Here is a 15,769-nt window from a genome sequence, read left to right as displayed (position 1 = left end):
ACTTACATGGGGTGGTGACCTCCCGAGACGTCCGGGTCCCCGACCGCGACTGCCTATAGGAATGGTGTTCGGCGCAGCACGCGTCCGTTCTCCCTGTATCCCGCGCGCGCTCGATCTGGCCCGACGCAGGGTGCACGCATCGCAGCCGGCAAACTTGTTTATCTTTGGAGGGGTATTGAATGATTGAAGTCGAATGGACGTGCATGACTGCCCCGGATCTGCGGGCAATCGCGATGCAGAAAAACGCGCTCGCAATCCTTCCCATAGGTTCCCTTGAGCAACACGGACCGCATCTCCCCGTTGTTACTGATACAGCGAGCGCGTCGGAAGCGGCCATTCGGGCCGCGCGGCGGGTGGCCGCTGAGACTGCTGTCGCAGTATTGCCGGGGCTGTGGCTTGGAATGAGCGAGCACCACATTCCCTTCGGTGGCACGATCTCGGTCGACTATGAGACAATGAACAAGGTCCTGCGGTGTATCGTGCGCTCGCTGAAGGCACTGGGCTTCGCTCGGCTGATGATCGTAAATGGGCATGGAGGTAACGTTGAGCCGCTCGCCGTCTCGGTGCGAGAGCTGGCGGTCGAATTTGAGATCCCGATTGTTTCTTGTCTGCCCTGGGGATTGGCGCGAGAGGAAGCTTTGAAGATTTTTGAAGTCGATAAGCGCTCTCAGCACGCTTGCGAGGGTGAAGCGTCCGTCATGCTGGCGATTACTCCTGAAACGGTTCGTTCAGATCGTTTCGAGCAAGCGTTCGCGGAGCAAACCCATCCATTGAACCCACAACTCGGCGGCACGCGATTCTACTCCTTTGCCGAGTATGCTCCGGTCTCAGGAACATGGGGAGATCCTCGCAGCGCGACGGCGGAGAAGGGCGAGCGCTTCCTGGATCTGCAGGCATCAGAACTGGTGAAGCTCATCCAGCTTCCAACGCTGTGGACCAAACCTGATCCAGTGTGGACCCCGGGGCGCGGCTTACAATCCACTGAAGGAAGGCCGGGTAAATAGCGGACCAATTCGTCCTCCTTTACCGAAAGAGGATCCGCGACGATCCCTAAGGAACCCGGCTGCGAAAAAGGTCATCATTGCCGACTGCCTCTGCGCGCGTTGAGCGGGCTCGAATGGGAGTCCGTTTCATTGATTTGATATCTTTCTGTCATATTTATGTTGACGACAGAAAAATATCATCTTATCGATTGCAGAACAAAAATCGCAATAAACGCGAGTCTAGTGCGGAATATTAGTATTTTAGAGCTTTGTGGAGGACTCATGAATCGCCGAGAACTGTTAATATCTTCGTCAATTCTTGCTATCGCCTCAACATCTTTGTTTTCTAATGTTGCCATAGCAGCTGCATCTCCGTCGGAAGCTACAATCGTACTATCTAGCGACGAGAATGGCGCACCACATTTGGATCCGATCCGAGCAACCTTGCTGAGCGTCACTGCCGGATTGATCTATGATCGGCTTATCGCGATGTCCAACGATCATACATTTCACCCGCATCTGGCGGAGTCATGGGACGAGAGCGAAGACGGGCTGAATTGGACATTCGTGCTGAAGAAGAACGTCCGTTTCCATGACGGAGAGCTCTTTAATGCCGACACTGTCGTCTGGTGGATCTCGAAATTCGAAGGTAGCGCGAACCAGCATGTGAGCAGCGCGATTGATCGTGTCGTCGTGGTGGATGAGCACAATGTTCGTTTCGAAATGAAGCGACCGGATCCCAATCTCCTCTATAATCTCGCCTCATACTTTATGGGGATCCCGTCACCCAAGGCCTATGAGGCCGCTGCAGGGAATTTCGGGGTGATCGAAGCCGTCGGGACAGGTCCGTACAAGCTGGAGAGCTTTGCTGTCGGGCAGGAGACGGTCCTTGTCGCCAACGAGGAGTATGCATGGGGCAGTGAGCTGTCCGAAAACAAGGGGGTGCCGGAGATCAAGCGGCTGGTTCTCCGTGAAATTCAAGATTCATCGGCAACCTTTTTGGAAATGGACACCGGCGGCGCGGACATATTGATGGGCGTGCCCACCGAGTTCGTGCCGCGTCTTGCTTTGAACGCCGACGTCGAGCTCCGGAACATGCCCGCGACCGGTGTCTCCTACCTCCAGTTCAACACAAGCAGCGCGCCGTTCTCTGACCGGCTAGTGCGGCAGGCTATTGCGCACGCCGTAGATCAGGAGCCCATTCTCAAGGCCGTGTTCAGCGGATCAGGCGCCACGGCCCATCAATTTCTTGTTTCATCGCTCGAAGAGTCGAAGGTTCAACCTGAGTTTTTGATCCGCAAGGATACCGAGAAAGCCAAGCAGCTTCTCGACCAGGCCGGTTGGTTGCTTGGGTCTGATGGCATCCGAACGAAAAACGGCCAGCCGCTGAAAGTGCGCCTCTGGTCGGCTTCCGAAACCGCCTACAAACGTATGGCGGAAATTGTTCAGGCGCAGCTGAAGCCCGTCGGGGTGATAGCCGAAGTTGCCCTTTTTGACAGCGCCAGTCTTCGGGACGCTTTGCGAAAGGGTGACCATCAGTTGGTGATCAGCCACTACGATTGGGACAACGCCGATATTCTTGATTGGTGCTTCAGCGCAAAGAATATCCCGCATCCGAACAGTTCGCGTTGGGATAATCCGCGTTCCGAAAAACTGCGTGAGGACGCCATGAGCGGCGCTCGTAATTGGCGCGAGCGCGTGGCTAAGTACAAGGAATATCATGAGAACTTGCTTGAAAATTTCGTATTCGTCCCCCTGCACGAATTCGAAAAGACGGTCGCTGTTAATCGCAGCAGGTTAGCCATACCGGAACGGATCCGCGAGACGACCGTTGGCAGCGCTACGCTGCTGGACACAAGGTGGCAGTAAGATTGGCGATGTCATCCTTCATCTTACGACGCCTTCTTGCCGTCATCCCGACCTTCTTCGTTGTTTCCCTCACGGTCTTTCTCCTGATCCACCTCGTGCCTGGAGATCCGATCGACAGTCTTATGCGTGCCGGGTCTTCGCCGGCTTTGCGCGAGCAGATGGCCGCGAAGTACGGATTGGATAGAAGCCTTTTCGAGCAATACATCATCTGGATGGGTAAGGTCCTGACACTGGATTTCGGGACGTCGATCATTCAGGGGCGACCCGTCGCCGCGTTGATTGCCCAGAACCTCCCCTCAAGCCTCACTCTGGGCGGTACGGCATTTCTGTTTTCCTCCCTTGCCGGGATTGCGGCGGGCGTGCTGGCGGCGAAATACTACGGAACTCGCATCGATAGCAGTATCACGTCCGGTATTCTGCTCGGGTCGACCATACCCAGTTTCTGGCTTGCTTTGCTGCTAATCCTCGTATTCGCGGTTTGGTTGGGTTGGGTGCCCGTGTCGGGCGCACGGGGTTGGTCTTCACTGGTGCTTCCTGTCATTGCGACCGGCCTGGGCGGCGTAGCCCTTGTTGCCCGGGTCACGAAAGTCTCGATGATCGAGATCGGCCGGCAGGATTTCGTTACGCTGCTACGCGCGAAGGGCGTTTCCGAGAGCCGCATCAGGCTGCAGCACATCCTCCGTCATGCGCTCGTTCCCGTCATTTCCATTCTCGGGTTACGGATAGGTTGGATTCTGGGCGGCGCCATCACGGTCGAAGTCGTGTTCGCTCGTCCTGGGTTGGGTTCGTTGCTAATTCGCGCGCTCAACCAGCGGGACTACCCACTTGTCCAGGGGTGCCTCCTGATGCTGTCCATGGCGGTCATTCTTGGAACGATAATCGGAGACATCGCGCAAGCTGCAATGGATCCGCGACAGCGTGAGGCTTCGAAATGACGACTATTGTTTCTGAGAGCCGGCGTTTGCGGTTGCCAGTCTCCGTGCCGGCGGTAGTAGCAGGACTGTTTATCGTTCTGCTCGTGGTATCTGCGGTGCTCGCGCCGACGATCGCACCCTATGCCTACGACGCGCAGAATATTGAGGTCATGAACGAGGCCCCGTCGTTCGCTCATTTCTTCGGCACTGACGAATTCGGCCGCGATGTGTTGTCCCGAATAATTGTCGGCGCTCAGACCTCATTGTCCGTGAGCGTGACGGCAGTCGGCTTTTCGGTGTTGACCGGATTGGTGCTGGGCTCAGTTTGCGGATATTTTGGTGGACTTGTCGACCGCATATTGATGACGGTGATCGATCTGACGTGGTCGTTTCCTGAGATCCTTATCGCACTCATGCTCGTAGCCGTGGTCGGCGCTGGATTGCACGGTGTGATTATTGCGGTCGCAATCGCCTACCTTGCGCAATTCACGCGGCTGACCCGGACCCAGGTCATCCAACTCAAGAAGGAAGCCTACATTGATGCGGCGGTGAATCTTGGGGCAAGCGACTTCCATATTCTGTTCCGGCACCTCCTTCCCAATGCTCTAGCTCCTGTTCTCGTCGCAGCGATGCTGGCAACCGGTGACGCCATCATCCTCGAAGCCACCTTGGGCTTTTTCGGACTTGGAGCGCAGCCGCCGACGCCAAGCTGGGGGGCGATGATGAGCTCGGGCACGGCGCAGCTGTTCGTCGCTCCCTGGGTCATCATAATTCCGGGTTGTGCCGTGGCGCTGACGGTCATCGCGCTGAACATTGTGGGCGATGCATTGATTGATTCATTGGATTTTCGCAACAAGGCCAGGGAGGGATAGATGTTGCTTTCCGTGGAGAAGTTGCGAATAGCGTTTGGCTCCTTTGCCCCGGTGAAGGACGTCACTATCAGTGTCGACCGCGGAGAAATCCTGGGCCTCGTCGGCGAGTCAGGGTCCGGGAAATCGCTTACCGCTACCGCTTTAATGGGACTGCTGGGATACGTGAATGGCCATGTCGCCGGAGGGCGCATCCTGTTTGACGGCGAGGATCTTACCGGCTTACCGGAAGAACACATGCGCCGCCTGCGTGGGAGGCGTATTGGTCTCATTACGCAAAATCCGATGACTTCGTTGGATCCTATGATCCGTGTGGGCAAACAGATCGAGCAAGCTGCAAGGATTCATATGGGGCTGGATGGGAAGGCCGCGTACAGAAAAGCCGTCGATCTTATGAGGGATGTGCGGATCCCGGATTCGCAACGTGTTCACACCTTGTATCCACATCAGTTGTCCGGTGGCATGAAACAGCGGATAGTTATCGCAATGGCTCTGGCGGGCGAGCCAGATTTGTTGATCGCGGACGAACCCACGACCGCCCTGGACGCAACAGTTCAGGCACAGATCATCCGGAATCTCGTCGAGTTGGTGAAGATTCGCGGGCTTGCGATGATCTTGATCACTCATGACATGGGCGTCGTTGCCCAGACCTGCGATCATGTTGCCGTAATGTACAGCGGGCGGATCGTTGAGCGTGCATCCGTGGGCTCGATGTTTGCGGAGGCCGCGCATCCCTACACGCAAGCGCTCATCGGCTGCATTCCGAGAAACGGCATGCGCCCGGGCACGCTGGTCGGAATTCCGGGAATGGTACCAAGCACCGCGGCATTGCCGTCGGGGTGTAGTTTTCATCCGCGTTGCAGCAAAGCTCACACGATCTGCCACGAATGTGTACCGGAGTTTCGCCAATTCGGTCGCCATGTTGGCGTGGCTTGTCATCTGGCGGGGCAATATGAGTGAAATAGTCTCCGTTAAAAATCTAAGCAGGCGTTTCGCAACCAAGCGCTTCTTCCGAAAGCAGGAAGTTTTCTCTGCCGTACGCGATGTAAGCTTCAGCGTTGTTCGGGGTGAGATTGTCGGCGTCGTCGGAGAGTCTGGCTGCGGTAAATCAACGCTGGCCCGGCTAATCCTGAGGCTGCTGGAGCCAAGCGCCGGCGAGATTGCTTTCGAGGGAAGGGATCTGGCCTCATTCTCAAAGCGTGAGATGAGGCGCCTGCGTCAGAAGATGCAAATGGTCTTCCAGGATCCGTATTCCTCCATCGATCCGCGTTTCACCGTTCAGAACGCCTTGCTTGAGCCGTACAGGGTTCAGGGGCTGTCTCCAGGTGCTGCGGACAAGCGTGTTGCGGAGCTCCTGAACATGGTCGGGTTGGACGCGTCCTTGGCCCGCCGGTATCCGCATCAGCTCTCCGGCGGCCAAAAGCAGCGGGTGGGTATTGCCCGTGCACTCGCGCTGAACCCTTCGTTGATAGTGCTCGACGAGCCCACTGCCTCTCTCGACGTTTCCGTGCAGGCGCAGGTTATTAATCTGCTCGATGGGCTGCGCAACGATCTCAATCTGACCTATGTTTTCATATCGCATGACCTGAATTTGGTGCGTTACTTCTGCGACCGAACGATCGTCATGTACGCAGGCCAGATCGTGGAAGTTTTGCCAAAGGGTGTCCCACCCGCCCATCCATATACCCGCATGCTCATGAGTAGCATGTTTGAGCCTGATCCAAGCAATCGGCGTGAGATTTCAAGTTTAACCGGCGAAGCGCCGAGCGGTTACAACCTACCGCGTGGCTGTTCATTCGCAGCACGTTGTGCGCAGGCGACGGAAATGTGTGGCCGCGACGATCCTGTGTTGCAGCTATTCGATGAAGACCATCAAGTTGCTTGTCACTACTTCCGTGAAGCCAACAAGGAGTTCGTGGGAGCTTAGCGGAGCGGAATTGTAGCAGCAGACATCACACCTGTTCTGAAGGAGAAGAACACAATGAGCTATTGTGTCCTGACGGCCGAGTTCGCCCATGAAACAAACACGTTCAACATTAGGAAGACCGATCTCGACGCATTCGTCGCCCATGGCCTCTATGAAGGTGCCGCGGCGATCGAGGCGCGTGGCGACGCCAACACTGAACTCGCCGGCTTCCTGGATCGAAGCCGCGAGTATGGTTGGGACGTCGTGCACACGATCAGTACGGATGCCGAGCCTGCGGGTCCTGTCACCCGAGTTGCCTTCGATCATATTGCCGGCAAGATCGTTGATAAGGCAAAAGAGCTCGGGAGTGGTCTGGATGGCATCCTGCTCGGCCTTCATGGCGCGATGGTCACCGAGTTCTCGGAAGACGGCGAGGGCGAGCTGCTGGAGCGTTTGAGGCAAATACTCGCGCGCCGAATTCCGATCGCCGTCACTCTGGATCCACATGCGAATGTGACCGCCAAAATGTGCGAGCACGCCGATATCCTCATGTCGTTCAAAACTTATCCTCACGTCGACATGCGCGAGACAGCTCGTCACGCGGCGGATTTATTGCAGCAAGCAATGGCAGGCGTAGTCACGCCGAAGACCCTCCTCGTGCGGTGCCCAATGCTGGAAGAAGCCAATGCCGGGCGTACCGACATGGGGCCAATGATCGAGTGGATCGCCGAAGCAAGACGACACGAAAAAACGCCCGGAGCGCTGGCGGCCAGCATCAATGGCGCTTTTCCGAACGCTGACATAGCTGAAGTGGGGCCCACCATCCTGGTGACATACGAAGGTGACCTCGCGCCGCACCAGGCCTTTGCTGAGCGCATTGCCGAAGAAATGTGGAGCAACCGGGCCAACATCCTCAACACGTTTCATACGCCGGCAGAAGCCGCGCAGTTAGCCTCGGACTACGAGGGCGAGCAGCCGCTCATCATCGCTGAGTATGCGGACAACCCAGGAGCTGGAGCGTACGGTGATGCGACGGCTCTCCTAGACGCTTTGCTGAGCGCGAAGGTCGCTGATGCATGCTTCGGGCCGATGGTGGATCCCGAAGCGGCGCGGATCCTATCGCAGATGAACGTTGGCGATAGCGCGTCAATTTTTCTTGGCGGAAAATCGGATGCCCGGTTTGGTGGCGCGCCGCTCGAGGTGAATGCAAAAGTCTTGCACCTCAGCGACGGAAAACTGATAGGGACCGGCGCACAACTCGGTGGACTCGAGTTTTCGTTCGGACCAACCGCCGTCATCCAGATCGATGGAATCGTCGTACTTGTGGTGACTGAACGCTCACAATTGCGCGACCAACAGCAATTCCGAGCTTTTGGCATCGAGCCGACAGCTTATCGGGTGATCGTCGTCAAATCCATGCAGCACTTTCGCGCCGATTTCGAACAGATTGCTGGCCGGATTATCGTCTGCGACAGCGGGGCACTCTGCACCATGGACTACTCAAAGATACCTTATCGGAATGTGCCTCGCCCAATCTACCCGCTCGACGCGTTCTGAGGACGTTCCCATGACCAGGGCTAAGCTGCGGCTGAGGCGCTGTCCTGTACCGAGTTCTCCGAAGAGCCTCCGGAAGTTGTTAGCAGCCTTGGTCTTGGCGCGAACTCTCCCTTATGCGGAGCGCCCTGTGTTGTTCGACTGGCTTGAAAACCGAACTCAGCGTTCCTCGGAACGCCAAAGTGAAAACAATGTTTACTACGGAGCATGGCGTGATTGTTAAATCTGCCGCACAGCAATCAGACATTATCGTACTCGGCGCCGGGATCGTCGGGGTGTGCATCGCCCTGCATCTACAAAAGCGTGGCAAGTCAGTAGTTCTGGTCGACCGGAAGGAGCCGGGGGAGGAGACGAGTTACGGGAACGCGGGGTTGATCGAATGCTCGAGTGTGATGCCTTACGGGGCGCCGCGAGAGCTTGGGACCTTGCTCCGGTATGGCTTGAACCGTTCGGCAGACGTGCGTTTCGACTGGTCGTATTTGCCCCAAATCGCACCATGGCTCTGGAGGTTCTGGCGCGAGTCCGCTCCAAATCGGTTGATGAAGGCGGCGTCGGACATGTGGCCGCTGATCAGCCGTTCCGTGGCGGAACATGAAGCGTTGGCGTCCGAAGCGGGCGTGACTTCCGAGTTACATCGTTCAGGTTGGATTGAAACCTTCCGGAAGCCGGGGTCACTTGCAAAAGCCAAGGCAGCGGTCGGCGAGCTCGCTCCCTTTGGCGTCCGGTATGAAGTGCTCGACGCGGATTCGCTGAGGGAACGCGAGCCACATCTTTCGAACGAGTTCGTCGGAGGTGTCCATTGGCTCGATCCCGCATCGGTGCGTGATCCCGGAGGGCTGGTAAAAAGCTATGCGAAGACGTTCTTCCAGCGGGGCGGTAAGTTCCACAAGGCAGACGCATCAAATCTCGTGAATGACGGGATTCGATGGCGCCTGAATCTGGAGAGCCAGGGTCTGTTCGCGCAGGAGGTGGTTGTTGCGCTGGGTCCTTGGTCGGACGATGTGGCGCGACGGTTCGGTTATCGGCTGCCTTTTGTCGTTAAGCGAGGTTACCACGTCCACTACTCGGCAAAAGACGGCGCGATGCTAAACCACCCGGTATTCGACGCGGATGGAGGCTATGTCCTGTCGCCCATGCGCCAAGGCGTTAGATTGGCCACCGGAATTGAGTTCGCGCCCCGAGACAGTCGCCCGAATTTCTCCCAACTAGATTTTGTCGAACCGCTCGCTCGACGAACTTTTCCGCTCCAAGGCAGGATTGAATCGGAGCCATGGATGGGGTCCAGACCTTGTCTTCCTGACATGCGTCCGATCATTGGAAAAGCGCCACGACATAAGGGCTTATGGTTTGCATTTGGTCATAACCATCACGGTCTGACGTTGGGGCCGGTTACTGGACGGCTGTTGGCTGAAATGATGACGGGGCGGGTCTCTTTCACAGACCCGCGTCCCTACGCGATGGATCGGTTCTCTTAGCTCCCGAACCATGCCTTCCAACATCGATCGCGAATTCCAAACATGTAAAGAGGTATAGAATGTCCCCGTTGAATTGGATTGACGGAAGCCGTCTGAAATCGAGCGTATCAGACGCGATCGACACGTACGTTTTCGCTGAAATGAGTCGTCAACGGATTCCAGGGGTCGCACTTGGAATCTACAGGAGTGGCTCGATCGTCCTGGCGAAAGGGTATGGCAAGGCCAACATCGAACTCAACGTTCCAATGACGGCGGATAGCGTGCTGCAATCTGGGTCCGTCGGCAAATCATTCACAGCGACCGCGGTGATGATGCTGGTTGAGCGGGGCAGGATCCAATTGGACGACAGCATCAAGGACTATTTTCCAGAAGGACCGGATAGCTGGCAAGCAATCAAGATAGCCAATCTCCTTTCCCACACGTCCGGATTGGCAGCGTATGACAATCCGGAGCTTCAAGTCACCGATGGTCCGTTCGATATCAGGCGGGATTTCTCCGAAGACGAGTTGCTGGCAGCAATCGCAAGGCTGCCGCGCGATTTTGATCCGGGCGATGACTGGGCATACCAGAACACCAACTTCGTCCTGCTCGGCATTCTCATTGAAAGAGTTACAGGCCAATCCTACGCCGAATTCCTCGCGCAGAACATCTTCGGTCCGTTGGGGATGATGTCATCGAGAGTCATATCGGATCTCGATGTCGTTCCGAATAGGGCATCGGGTTACGAGATGGTCGGAGGAGTGCTTAGAAATCAACAATGGGTATCGCCCACCTTCAACTCGACGGCTGACGGTACGCTCTATTTTACTGTTCGCGATCTCGAGCAGTGGGAGCGGGCACTTTGTGGTGACACCCTCTTAAAAGCGGCCTCGCTAGAAAAGATGTGGACTCCTTATCCCTATGGCGGGAAGTCAGAGAAGGAAGGCTACGGATTTGGTTGGAGGATACAATATATAAACGGACGACGCGTGATTGGGCACAATGGGGCATGGCAGGGTTTCTCGACGTCATTCTCACGCTATGTGGACGATAAGCTAACAATTGTCGCCTTGTGCAACCTCGATGCTAATCATTGCAGCCCGGTTTCAATCGTCCGAGCCGTCGCCGGTATAATATCTCCTTGTCTTGAAATTCCTGAATATCCGGCCGTAGTCGACGATCGAGAAGAGCTGACGGCATCCTACTGGGCGCAGTTCCGCAGCCTGATGAAAGGAGACGTTACGGGCAAGAAGACTAAAGCCGGCACATTCTCTGCTGAACAAATTCGTGATCTGCAATGTGCGCTGCCACGACAATGGGACGAGAACTTTCCAGTTCTCGTTGAACGTACCGTCCAAAAGAAAAGTCTTCTTTCAGTGTATAAGATCGGTAACGTAAACGACAGGCGTTTGCTCAGTGTTTCGACTTTAGAAGCCGAAGGTGTTGTATCCTTCAGTGTCCTGGCAGACCCGGACAACAGATAGTTTGGGCGAAGTCGATCTTAGTACATGGATGGCGTCCGGCCTCGTCGCGATCGGGCACGGTTGAGTGGCGCGTGCACTCACGGGGTGAAGAGTTGGCTTAACTTCAATTGAAGTTCGCGGGCCTGCGGTATGGAGCCGCCGGTTTTGCAGCGTTCGCAAGACATGGCATTCGTTCGGTAGCGACAGAGCCGGCACGACCATCATTTGGACACCGGGTGGCTCATTTCTTCCAGATTTGGAATGTGCCTCCGCGCGCGCGTGGGCAGAGAGTTCTTTCAAGCCGCGCCAACTCCCCGACAGGCGACGGAGCCGGGGCCATTCGGCCTTGGGCCTTGCATGTGACGGCCGATGGCCGGTTTTTGCAGTTGGAGAGCATGGGATCAAGCGCACCCATCCCGCGAGGCAGCATTGCGGGCCACCGCCTCACCTGCGGACGTCGACTTGGAACTCGTGCTAGCGGTCGACACGTCGGGCTCCATGGACATAGGGAAGCGCGCGTGCAGCGCCTCGGCTATCTGGAACGCTCCGACCCGGAATTCACCAACGCCGTCAAAGGCAGGGCCGCATTGCCGTCGGCTATTTTGAATGGAAAGGCGCATACGTAGAGAGCTAAGTATGGTGTGGTAGGCCCGACAGGACACGAACCTGCAACCAGTCGGTCATGCGCCGACGGCTCTAACCATTGAGCTACAGGCCCCACCAGGACGTTTCTAAGCACAGAAAAACCGATGGATCAGTCGCGTAGCGGATGCTTTGAAGAAGTGTCTTGAACCTTGACGCACCAGTGCGGTTCATCGATAATCAAGGTGAACCAAGGAAGGTGAGATCCCATGACCGCTGCGTTTACCGTGCGTATAAAAGATGAAACCGCGAGCAAGCTGGATCAGCTCGCTGAGAAGCTGGATCGGTCCCGCTCTTATATGGCTGCAGCGGCCATCGAAGCTTTCGTTGAGCAGCAGGAATGGCAGCTTGCCGAGATTGAAGCCGGGTTGACCGAGGCCGACCGGGGTGAGTTCGCCAGCGATGAAGATGTGGCGAAAGTCGTCAGGAAGTACGTCAAGTCTGCCCGCCAATCATGAGTCGGAAGCGTATTCGTTGGACGCTGCGGGCGTTGCGGCGACTTGATGAGATCGGCGCGTATATCGAGAAAGACGATCCGGATGCGGCGGCTCGCGTCGTGGCGCGGATTGTCACTGCCGTGGATGCGTTAGCGGAGTATCCTGCCAGTGGGCGGCCTGGTCGTATCAAGAGCACGCGCGAGCTCGTGCTGGCCGACATTCCCTACATCATCCCCTACCGCATAAGTCGAGACGTCGAGATCCTCACCGTCATGCACGCTCACCAGCAATGGCCGCAGGTTCTCTAGTCACGACCAACAAAACGCGTCGGCGCGATGAGCGATGATCCGCTCATCAGCCTGCCCGTTACGGCAACGTGACCTATTCCCGGCTTCGTCCGAAAAGCACGGCGCTCATGCTACCCCACTCCCCGGGACATCATCACTGCTAGTCAAAATCAGACGGGAAGTGCAGGTTTTCGACGGAAAACTGGAAGCGATCAGCCCAATGTTGGTTTCCAGTTGCGAATGATTCACATGACGATTGTGCCACGTTTGTTCCCGTTCTGTGCGTTCAGGATCGCACAATGTATCGACTGGCACCCGCTTCCACGTGTCTGGCCGCGATTGAGCGTCGGTCGTTTGGCGACCAATAAATACTTCTTGAGGACGGTCGTCCCCGCTCCGAAAGACTATTGGGCGTTTGCTGCGACGTCGCTTGAAATCGGCGGCACAAGGCACCAGTTCAAAATTGGGCAATATGGAGTGAAACCAGCGCGATCTTTGCCGGCCAGAGCGAAGCGGGGGAGGAGAAAATGAATGATGAAAAACTCGGCTTCGAAGATGATTTGATGCTCGGCGTGCCGGCGGGGGGCGGGCGGGCGGTTCTCCAGGCCATTTCGTCTCACCTAGCGCAACGCACTCGCGTCCCAGCCAGTGTCATTCTCGACGGCCTGCTCGAGCGGGAGGCTCTTGGTTCGACGGGTTTCGGGGAAGGCTTTGCCCTACCGCACGCGTTTATTCCGGGTTTGATAACTCCGGCTAAAGTGCTTGTTACCCTGCGCGAACCAATCGAGTTCAACGCACCCGACGACGAGCCAGTCGATATCTTTCTCGCGGTGATATGGCCTTACGGGCAACATGAAGGTTTCTTGCAATACCTCTCCAAGCTTTGTCGTGTCTTTCGCTCAAAGAAGTTGTTGGCGGCCCTGCGAGGGGTACGATCTGAAACAGAGGCTTTAATCGTGCTTTCGGCGGCCGTTTGCACAACTGCTCCGAGTGCACAAAGCTCTGTCACAGCCTCATATGGCCCGCTCCTGCGGTAGTTCGATGCCCTAAATCGCGTGATTGGCGCGTTCGGTCGTCGCTTCGTGCCGAGTCTTGGCTGGCTCGGCATACGACACAAAGCCTGTTCTCCCGTTTCCAGCGCCGTTAGCCATCTAGGCATTGGTTCCCGGCGCGGTTCGGGAAGGCGTACGAACCTGCTAACAGTGCGAAGCCGTCCGTGCATGAAAATACGGAACTGTCGTCGCCACCAGCCACAAAAGCGAGGGTACCACTCCCGGGACATTCCTCTGAAAATGAGAGTAGGATCCTTCAGGGGAGAAAAGAGATGCCAGTCGGCTTGGTACACTATGCGCCCGTCACTCTGAACCAAGGGTTGTGAGCTATCGATGACGCCAGGACCAGAAAATTACAAGGAGCTTCTGCTTTTTCTGACGACGGCAGGCGTTATCGTGCCACTGTTTGGGCGATTGAAACTGAGCCCGGTTTTTGGCTTTCTCGCAGCCGGCATCTTGCTTGGCCCCTTCGGTCTTGGAGCGCTCGTAGGAGATTGGCCGTGGCTCTCCGCAATCTCAATCACCGACGTTGGACAGATCGCGCTTCTTGCGGAATTCGGAGTGGCATTCCTGCTTTTTATGATCGCGCTCGAGCTGTCGTGGAGCCGTCTTCTGTTAATGCGCAAGCTCGTCTTCGGATTGGGCGGCCTTCAGGTTCTCACCTCGACAGCCGTCCTCGCGGCCATCGCGGGCTTGCTGGGCCAAACTCCGGCTTCAGCGGTGGTGCTTGGCTGTGCGCTCGCCATGTCGTCGACGGCGATCATTATACCGTCGCTTGTTGAGCGCAAACTGCTGAACACGACCGTTGGGCGGGCAAGTTTCGCCGTACTGCTCTTCCAGGATCTCGCCGTGGCGCCTCTCCTGTTCATGGTGACGATTTTGGGCTCGCGCGAAGGGACGGGGCTCGGCGCCGGCCTGTTGTATGCTCTGGCGCCTGCCGCAGTGGCGCTTTTCGCGATGGCCGGCATCGGTCGCCTCATCCTGCGACCTTTGTTCAAACTGGTCGCGACAACAAAGAGTAACGAATTGTTCGTCGCTGCATGCCTCTTGGTCGTAATCGGTTCTGGCCTAATCACAGCCCTCAGTGGTCAGTCGATGGCGCTCGGCGCTTTCGTTGCAGGTCTCTTGCTCGCTGAAACCGAGTATCGTCGTCAGATCGAGGTTACCATCCAGCCCTTCCAGGGGCTTTTGCTTGGGCTCTTCTTCGTATCCGTTGGAGCTCGTCTGGATCTTTCCGAGATCATTGCCAACCCGGTCGTCACAGTCGGCGTCGCGATCGGGCTGTTTGCGATAAAAGCTCTGACCCTCTTTCCGATCGCGCGCCTGTCAGGACTGACGACCCGCCATGGCGGCGAAGTCGCACTTGTGCTAGGACCTGGCGGCGAGTTCGCATTAATCCTTATCGGCGCTGCTGTGGCAGGCAATGTTGTCCCTGGTGCCGTTGCCGCCACTGCCACAGTCGCGGCAACCTTGACGATGATCGGCGTTCCCTTGCTGGTGCGCCTGCTGGGCCGCGATAGGGCATATGCCGGGACGGCTGATCCTTCGTTTGCAGGACTAACGCCCCAGCATGATGACGGCTTAGAGCGTGTGATCGTCGTCGGCTATGGACGTGTCGGGCAACTGGTCGCGGAGATGCTCACGCGACATGGGTTGAGGTTCCTGGCAATCGACGCCGATCCAGTGCTTGTCGGCAAGGAGCGAGGGCGCGGTTCTACGATCTATTATGGCGATGCCACACGAATCGAGTTGCTTCGACGCTGCGGAATCCAGAGTGCTCGCGCACTTGTTGTAACCTTGGATAACGCAGAGGCTGTGGCCTCGATCGTCTCCTCTGCAAGATCCGAGCGGGCGGATCTCACTATTGTCGCCCGCGCACGGGATGCGGTGCACGCAACTGAGTTATACGAACTCAAAGTGACGGATGCGGTGCCAGAGACCATCGAAGCCAGCCTCCAACTGTCGCAGGCGGTGCTCGTTGGCATCGGCATTCCGATGGGCCCAGTGATAGCATCCATTCATGAGCGACGGGATGAGTTTCGCAAGATGCTACAGCCAGCGGACGGTTCGAACAGGGAACGGCACGCGATCCGGCCGCGAAGTCGAAGTGAGTCAAAATCACTCCGATAAGCATGAGAAACGTGCGGAGGCATGCCGCTGTCGGGCCACAGTTTTACGGCGAGGGCATCTGATGCACCATGACTTTGTCGCCCGCCGGACACAATCCGAGATCGATGGCACTAATGCTGTCCTCGGCGAATGGTTCCCGCGCCAAGCTGGTTTCCGACCGACCTTCCTAAAGGTAACACTGGGCTTTTTTGATGAATTCTTGATCCGTT

The 15,769-nt window shown here is 56.8% G+C and carries 13 protein-coding genes and 1 tRNA gene; 13 read left to right on the top strand and 1 reads right to left on the bottom strand.

All coding sequences use genetic code 11. From position 1 onward, the window contains the following. Positions 1 to 179: 179 nt before the first annotated feature. From ASE60_RS03360 to ASE60_RS03320, 9 genes are all read left to right on the top strand, one after another. On the top strand, positions 180 to 1,004 hold the full coding sequence (locus ASE60_RS03360; RefSeq protein WP_057248332.1) for a creatininase family protein: 825 nt from the start codon (positions 180 to 182) through the stop codon (positions 1,002 to 1,004). 423 nt (positions 1,005 to 1,427) lie between these two features. Next, positions 1,428 to 2,852 (top strand): ABC transporter substrate-binding protein, encoded by a 1,425-nt coding sequence (locus ASE60_RS03355; RefSeq protein WP_244495516.1) that lies wholly within the window; start codon positions 1,428 to 1,430, stop codon positions 2,850 to 2,852. A gap of 8 nt (positions 2,853 to 2,860) precedes the next feature. After that, positions 2,861 to 3,787: an ABC transporter permease gene (locus ASE60_RS03350; RefSeq protein ID WP_057248462.1), complete on the top strand. Its 927-nt coding sequence runs from the start codon at positions 2,861 to 2,863 to the stop codon at positions 3,785 to 3,787. Then, positions 3,784 to 4,638 carry an ABC transporter permease gene (locus ASE60_RS03345; protein WP_057248330.1) on the top strand — a complete coding sequence of 285 codons (855 nt, stop codon included), beginning with the start codon at positions 3,784 to 3,786 and terminating at the stop codon, positions 4,636 to 4,638. Before ASE60_RS03350 ends, ASE60_RS03345 begins: the two co-directional genes overlap by 4 nt. Beyond that, a complete protein-coding gene (locus tag ASE60_RS03340; RefSeq protein WP_057248329.1) occupies positions 4,639 to 5,595 on the top strand; it encodes an ABC transporter ATP-binding protein in 957 nt (318 codons plus the stop codon). It abuts the gene before it with no gap. Next, a complete protein-coding gene (locus ASE60_RS03335; RefSeq protein WP_057248328.1) occupies positions 5,588 to 6,562 on the top strand; it encodes an ABC transporter ATP-binding protein in 975 nt (324 codons plus the stop codon). Before ASE60_RS03340 ends, ASE60_RS03335 begins: the two co-directional genes overlap by 8 nt. Positions 6,563 to 6,616: 54 nt before the next feature. Beyond that, on the top strand, positions 6,617 to 8,098 hold the full coding sequence (locus ASE60_RS03330; RefSeq protein WP_057248327.1) for a M81 family metallopeptidase: 1,482 nt from the start codon (positions 6,617 to 6,619) through the stop codon (positions 8,096 to 8,098). Positions 8,099 to 8,286: 188 nt separating this feature from the next. Beyond that, on the top strand, positions 8,287 to 9,570 hold the full coding sequence (locus tag ASE60_RS03325; RefSeq protein WP_057248326.1) for an FAD-dependent oxidoreductase: 1,284 nt from the start codon (positions 8,287 to 8,289) through the stop codon (positions 9,568 to 9,570). Between the two features lie 59 nt (positions 9,571 to 9,629). Beyond that, entirely contained in the window at positions 9,630 to 11,033 is a 1,404-nt protein-coding gene (locus ASE60_RS03320; RefSeq protein ID WP_057248325.1) for a serine hydrolase domain-containing protein, read from the top strand. A 621-nt stretch (positions 11,034 to 11,654) separates the two neighbouring features. Here ASE60_RS03320 and ASE60_RS03315 read toward each other — a convergent pair. After that, positions 11,655 to 11,730, bottom strand: a tRNA-Ile gene (locus ASE60_RS03315). Positions 11,731 to 11,863: 133 nt separating this feature from the next. On the opposite strand from ASE60_RS03315, the gene ASE60_RS03310 reads away from it, so the two are divergent. The 4 genes from ASE60_RS03310 to ASE60_RS03295 all read left to right on the top strand — a co-directional run bounded on the left by ASE60_RS03310 (position 11,864) and on the right by ASE60_RS03295 (position 15,560). Beyond that, positions 11,864 to 12,112, top strand: coding sequence for a CopG family ribbon-helix-helix protein (locus ASE60_RS03310; protein ID WP_057248324.1), 249 nt, complete (start codon positions 11,864 to 11,866; stop codon positions 12,110 to 12,112). Continuing rightward, positions 12,109 to 12,399: a type II toxin-antitoxin system RelE/ParE family toxin gene (locus ASE60_RS03305; protein WP_057248323.1), complete on the top strand. Its 291-nt coding sequence runs from the start codon at positions 12,109 to 12,111 to the stop codon at positions 12,397 to 12,399. Before ASE60_RS03310 ends, ASE60_RS03305 begins: the two co-directional genes overlap by 4 nt. A gap of 506 nt (positions 12,400 to 12,905) precedes the next feature. Next, a complete protein-coding gene (locus ASE60_RS03300; protein WP_057248322.1) occupies positions 12,906 to 13,415 on the top strand; it encodes a PTS sugar transporter subunit IIA in 510 nt (169 codons plus the stop codon). Between the two features lie 348 nt (positions 13,416 to 13,763). After that, positions 13,764 to 15,560 carry a cation:proton antiporter gene (locus ASE60_RS03295; protein ID WP_082615718.1) on the top strand — a complete coding sequence of 599 codons (1,797 nt, stop codon included), beginning with the start codon at positions 13,764 to 13,766 and terminating at the stop codon, positions 15,558 to 15,560. Positions 15,561 to 15,769 lie beyond the last annotated feature (209 nt).

Origin of the sequence: Ensifer sp. Root278 (genome assembly GCF_001429285.1) — a bacterium.
Taxonomy (GTDB): Bacteria; Pseudomonadota; Alphaproteobacteria; order Rhizobiales; family Rhizobiaceae; genus Ensifer.
This window is presented reverse-complemented; position numbering and strand designations above follow the sequence as displayed.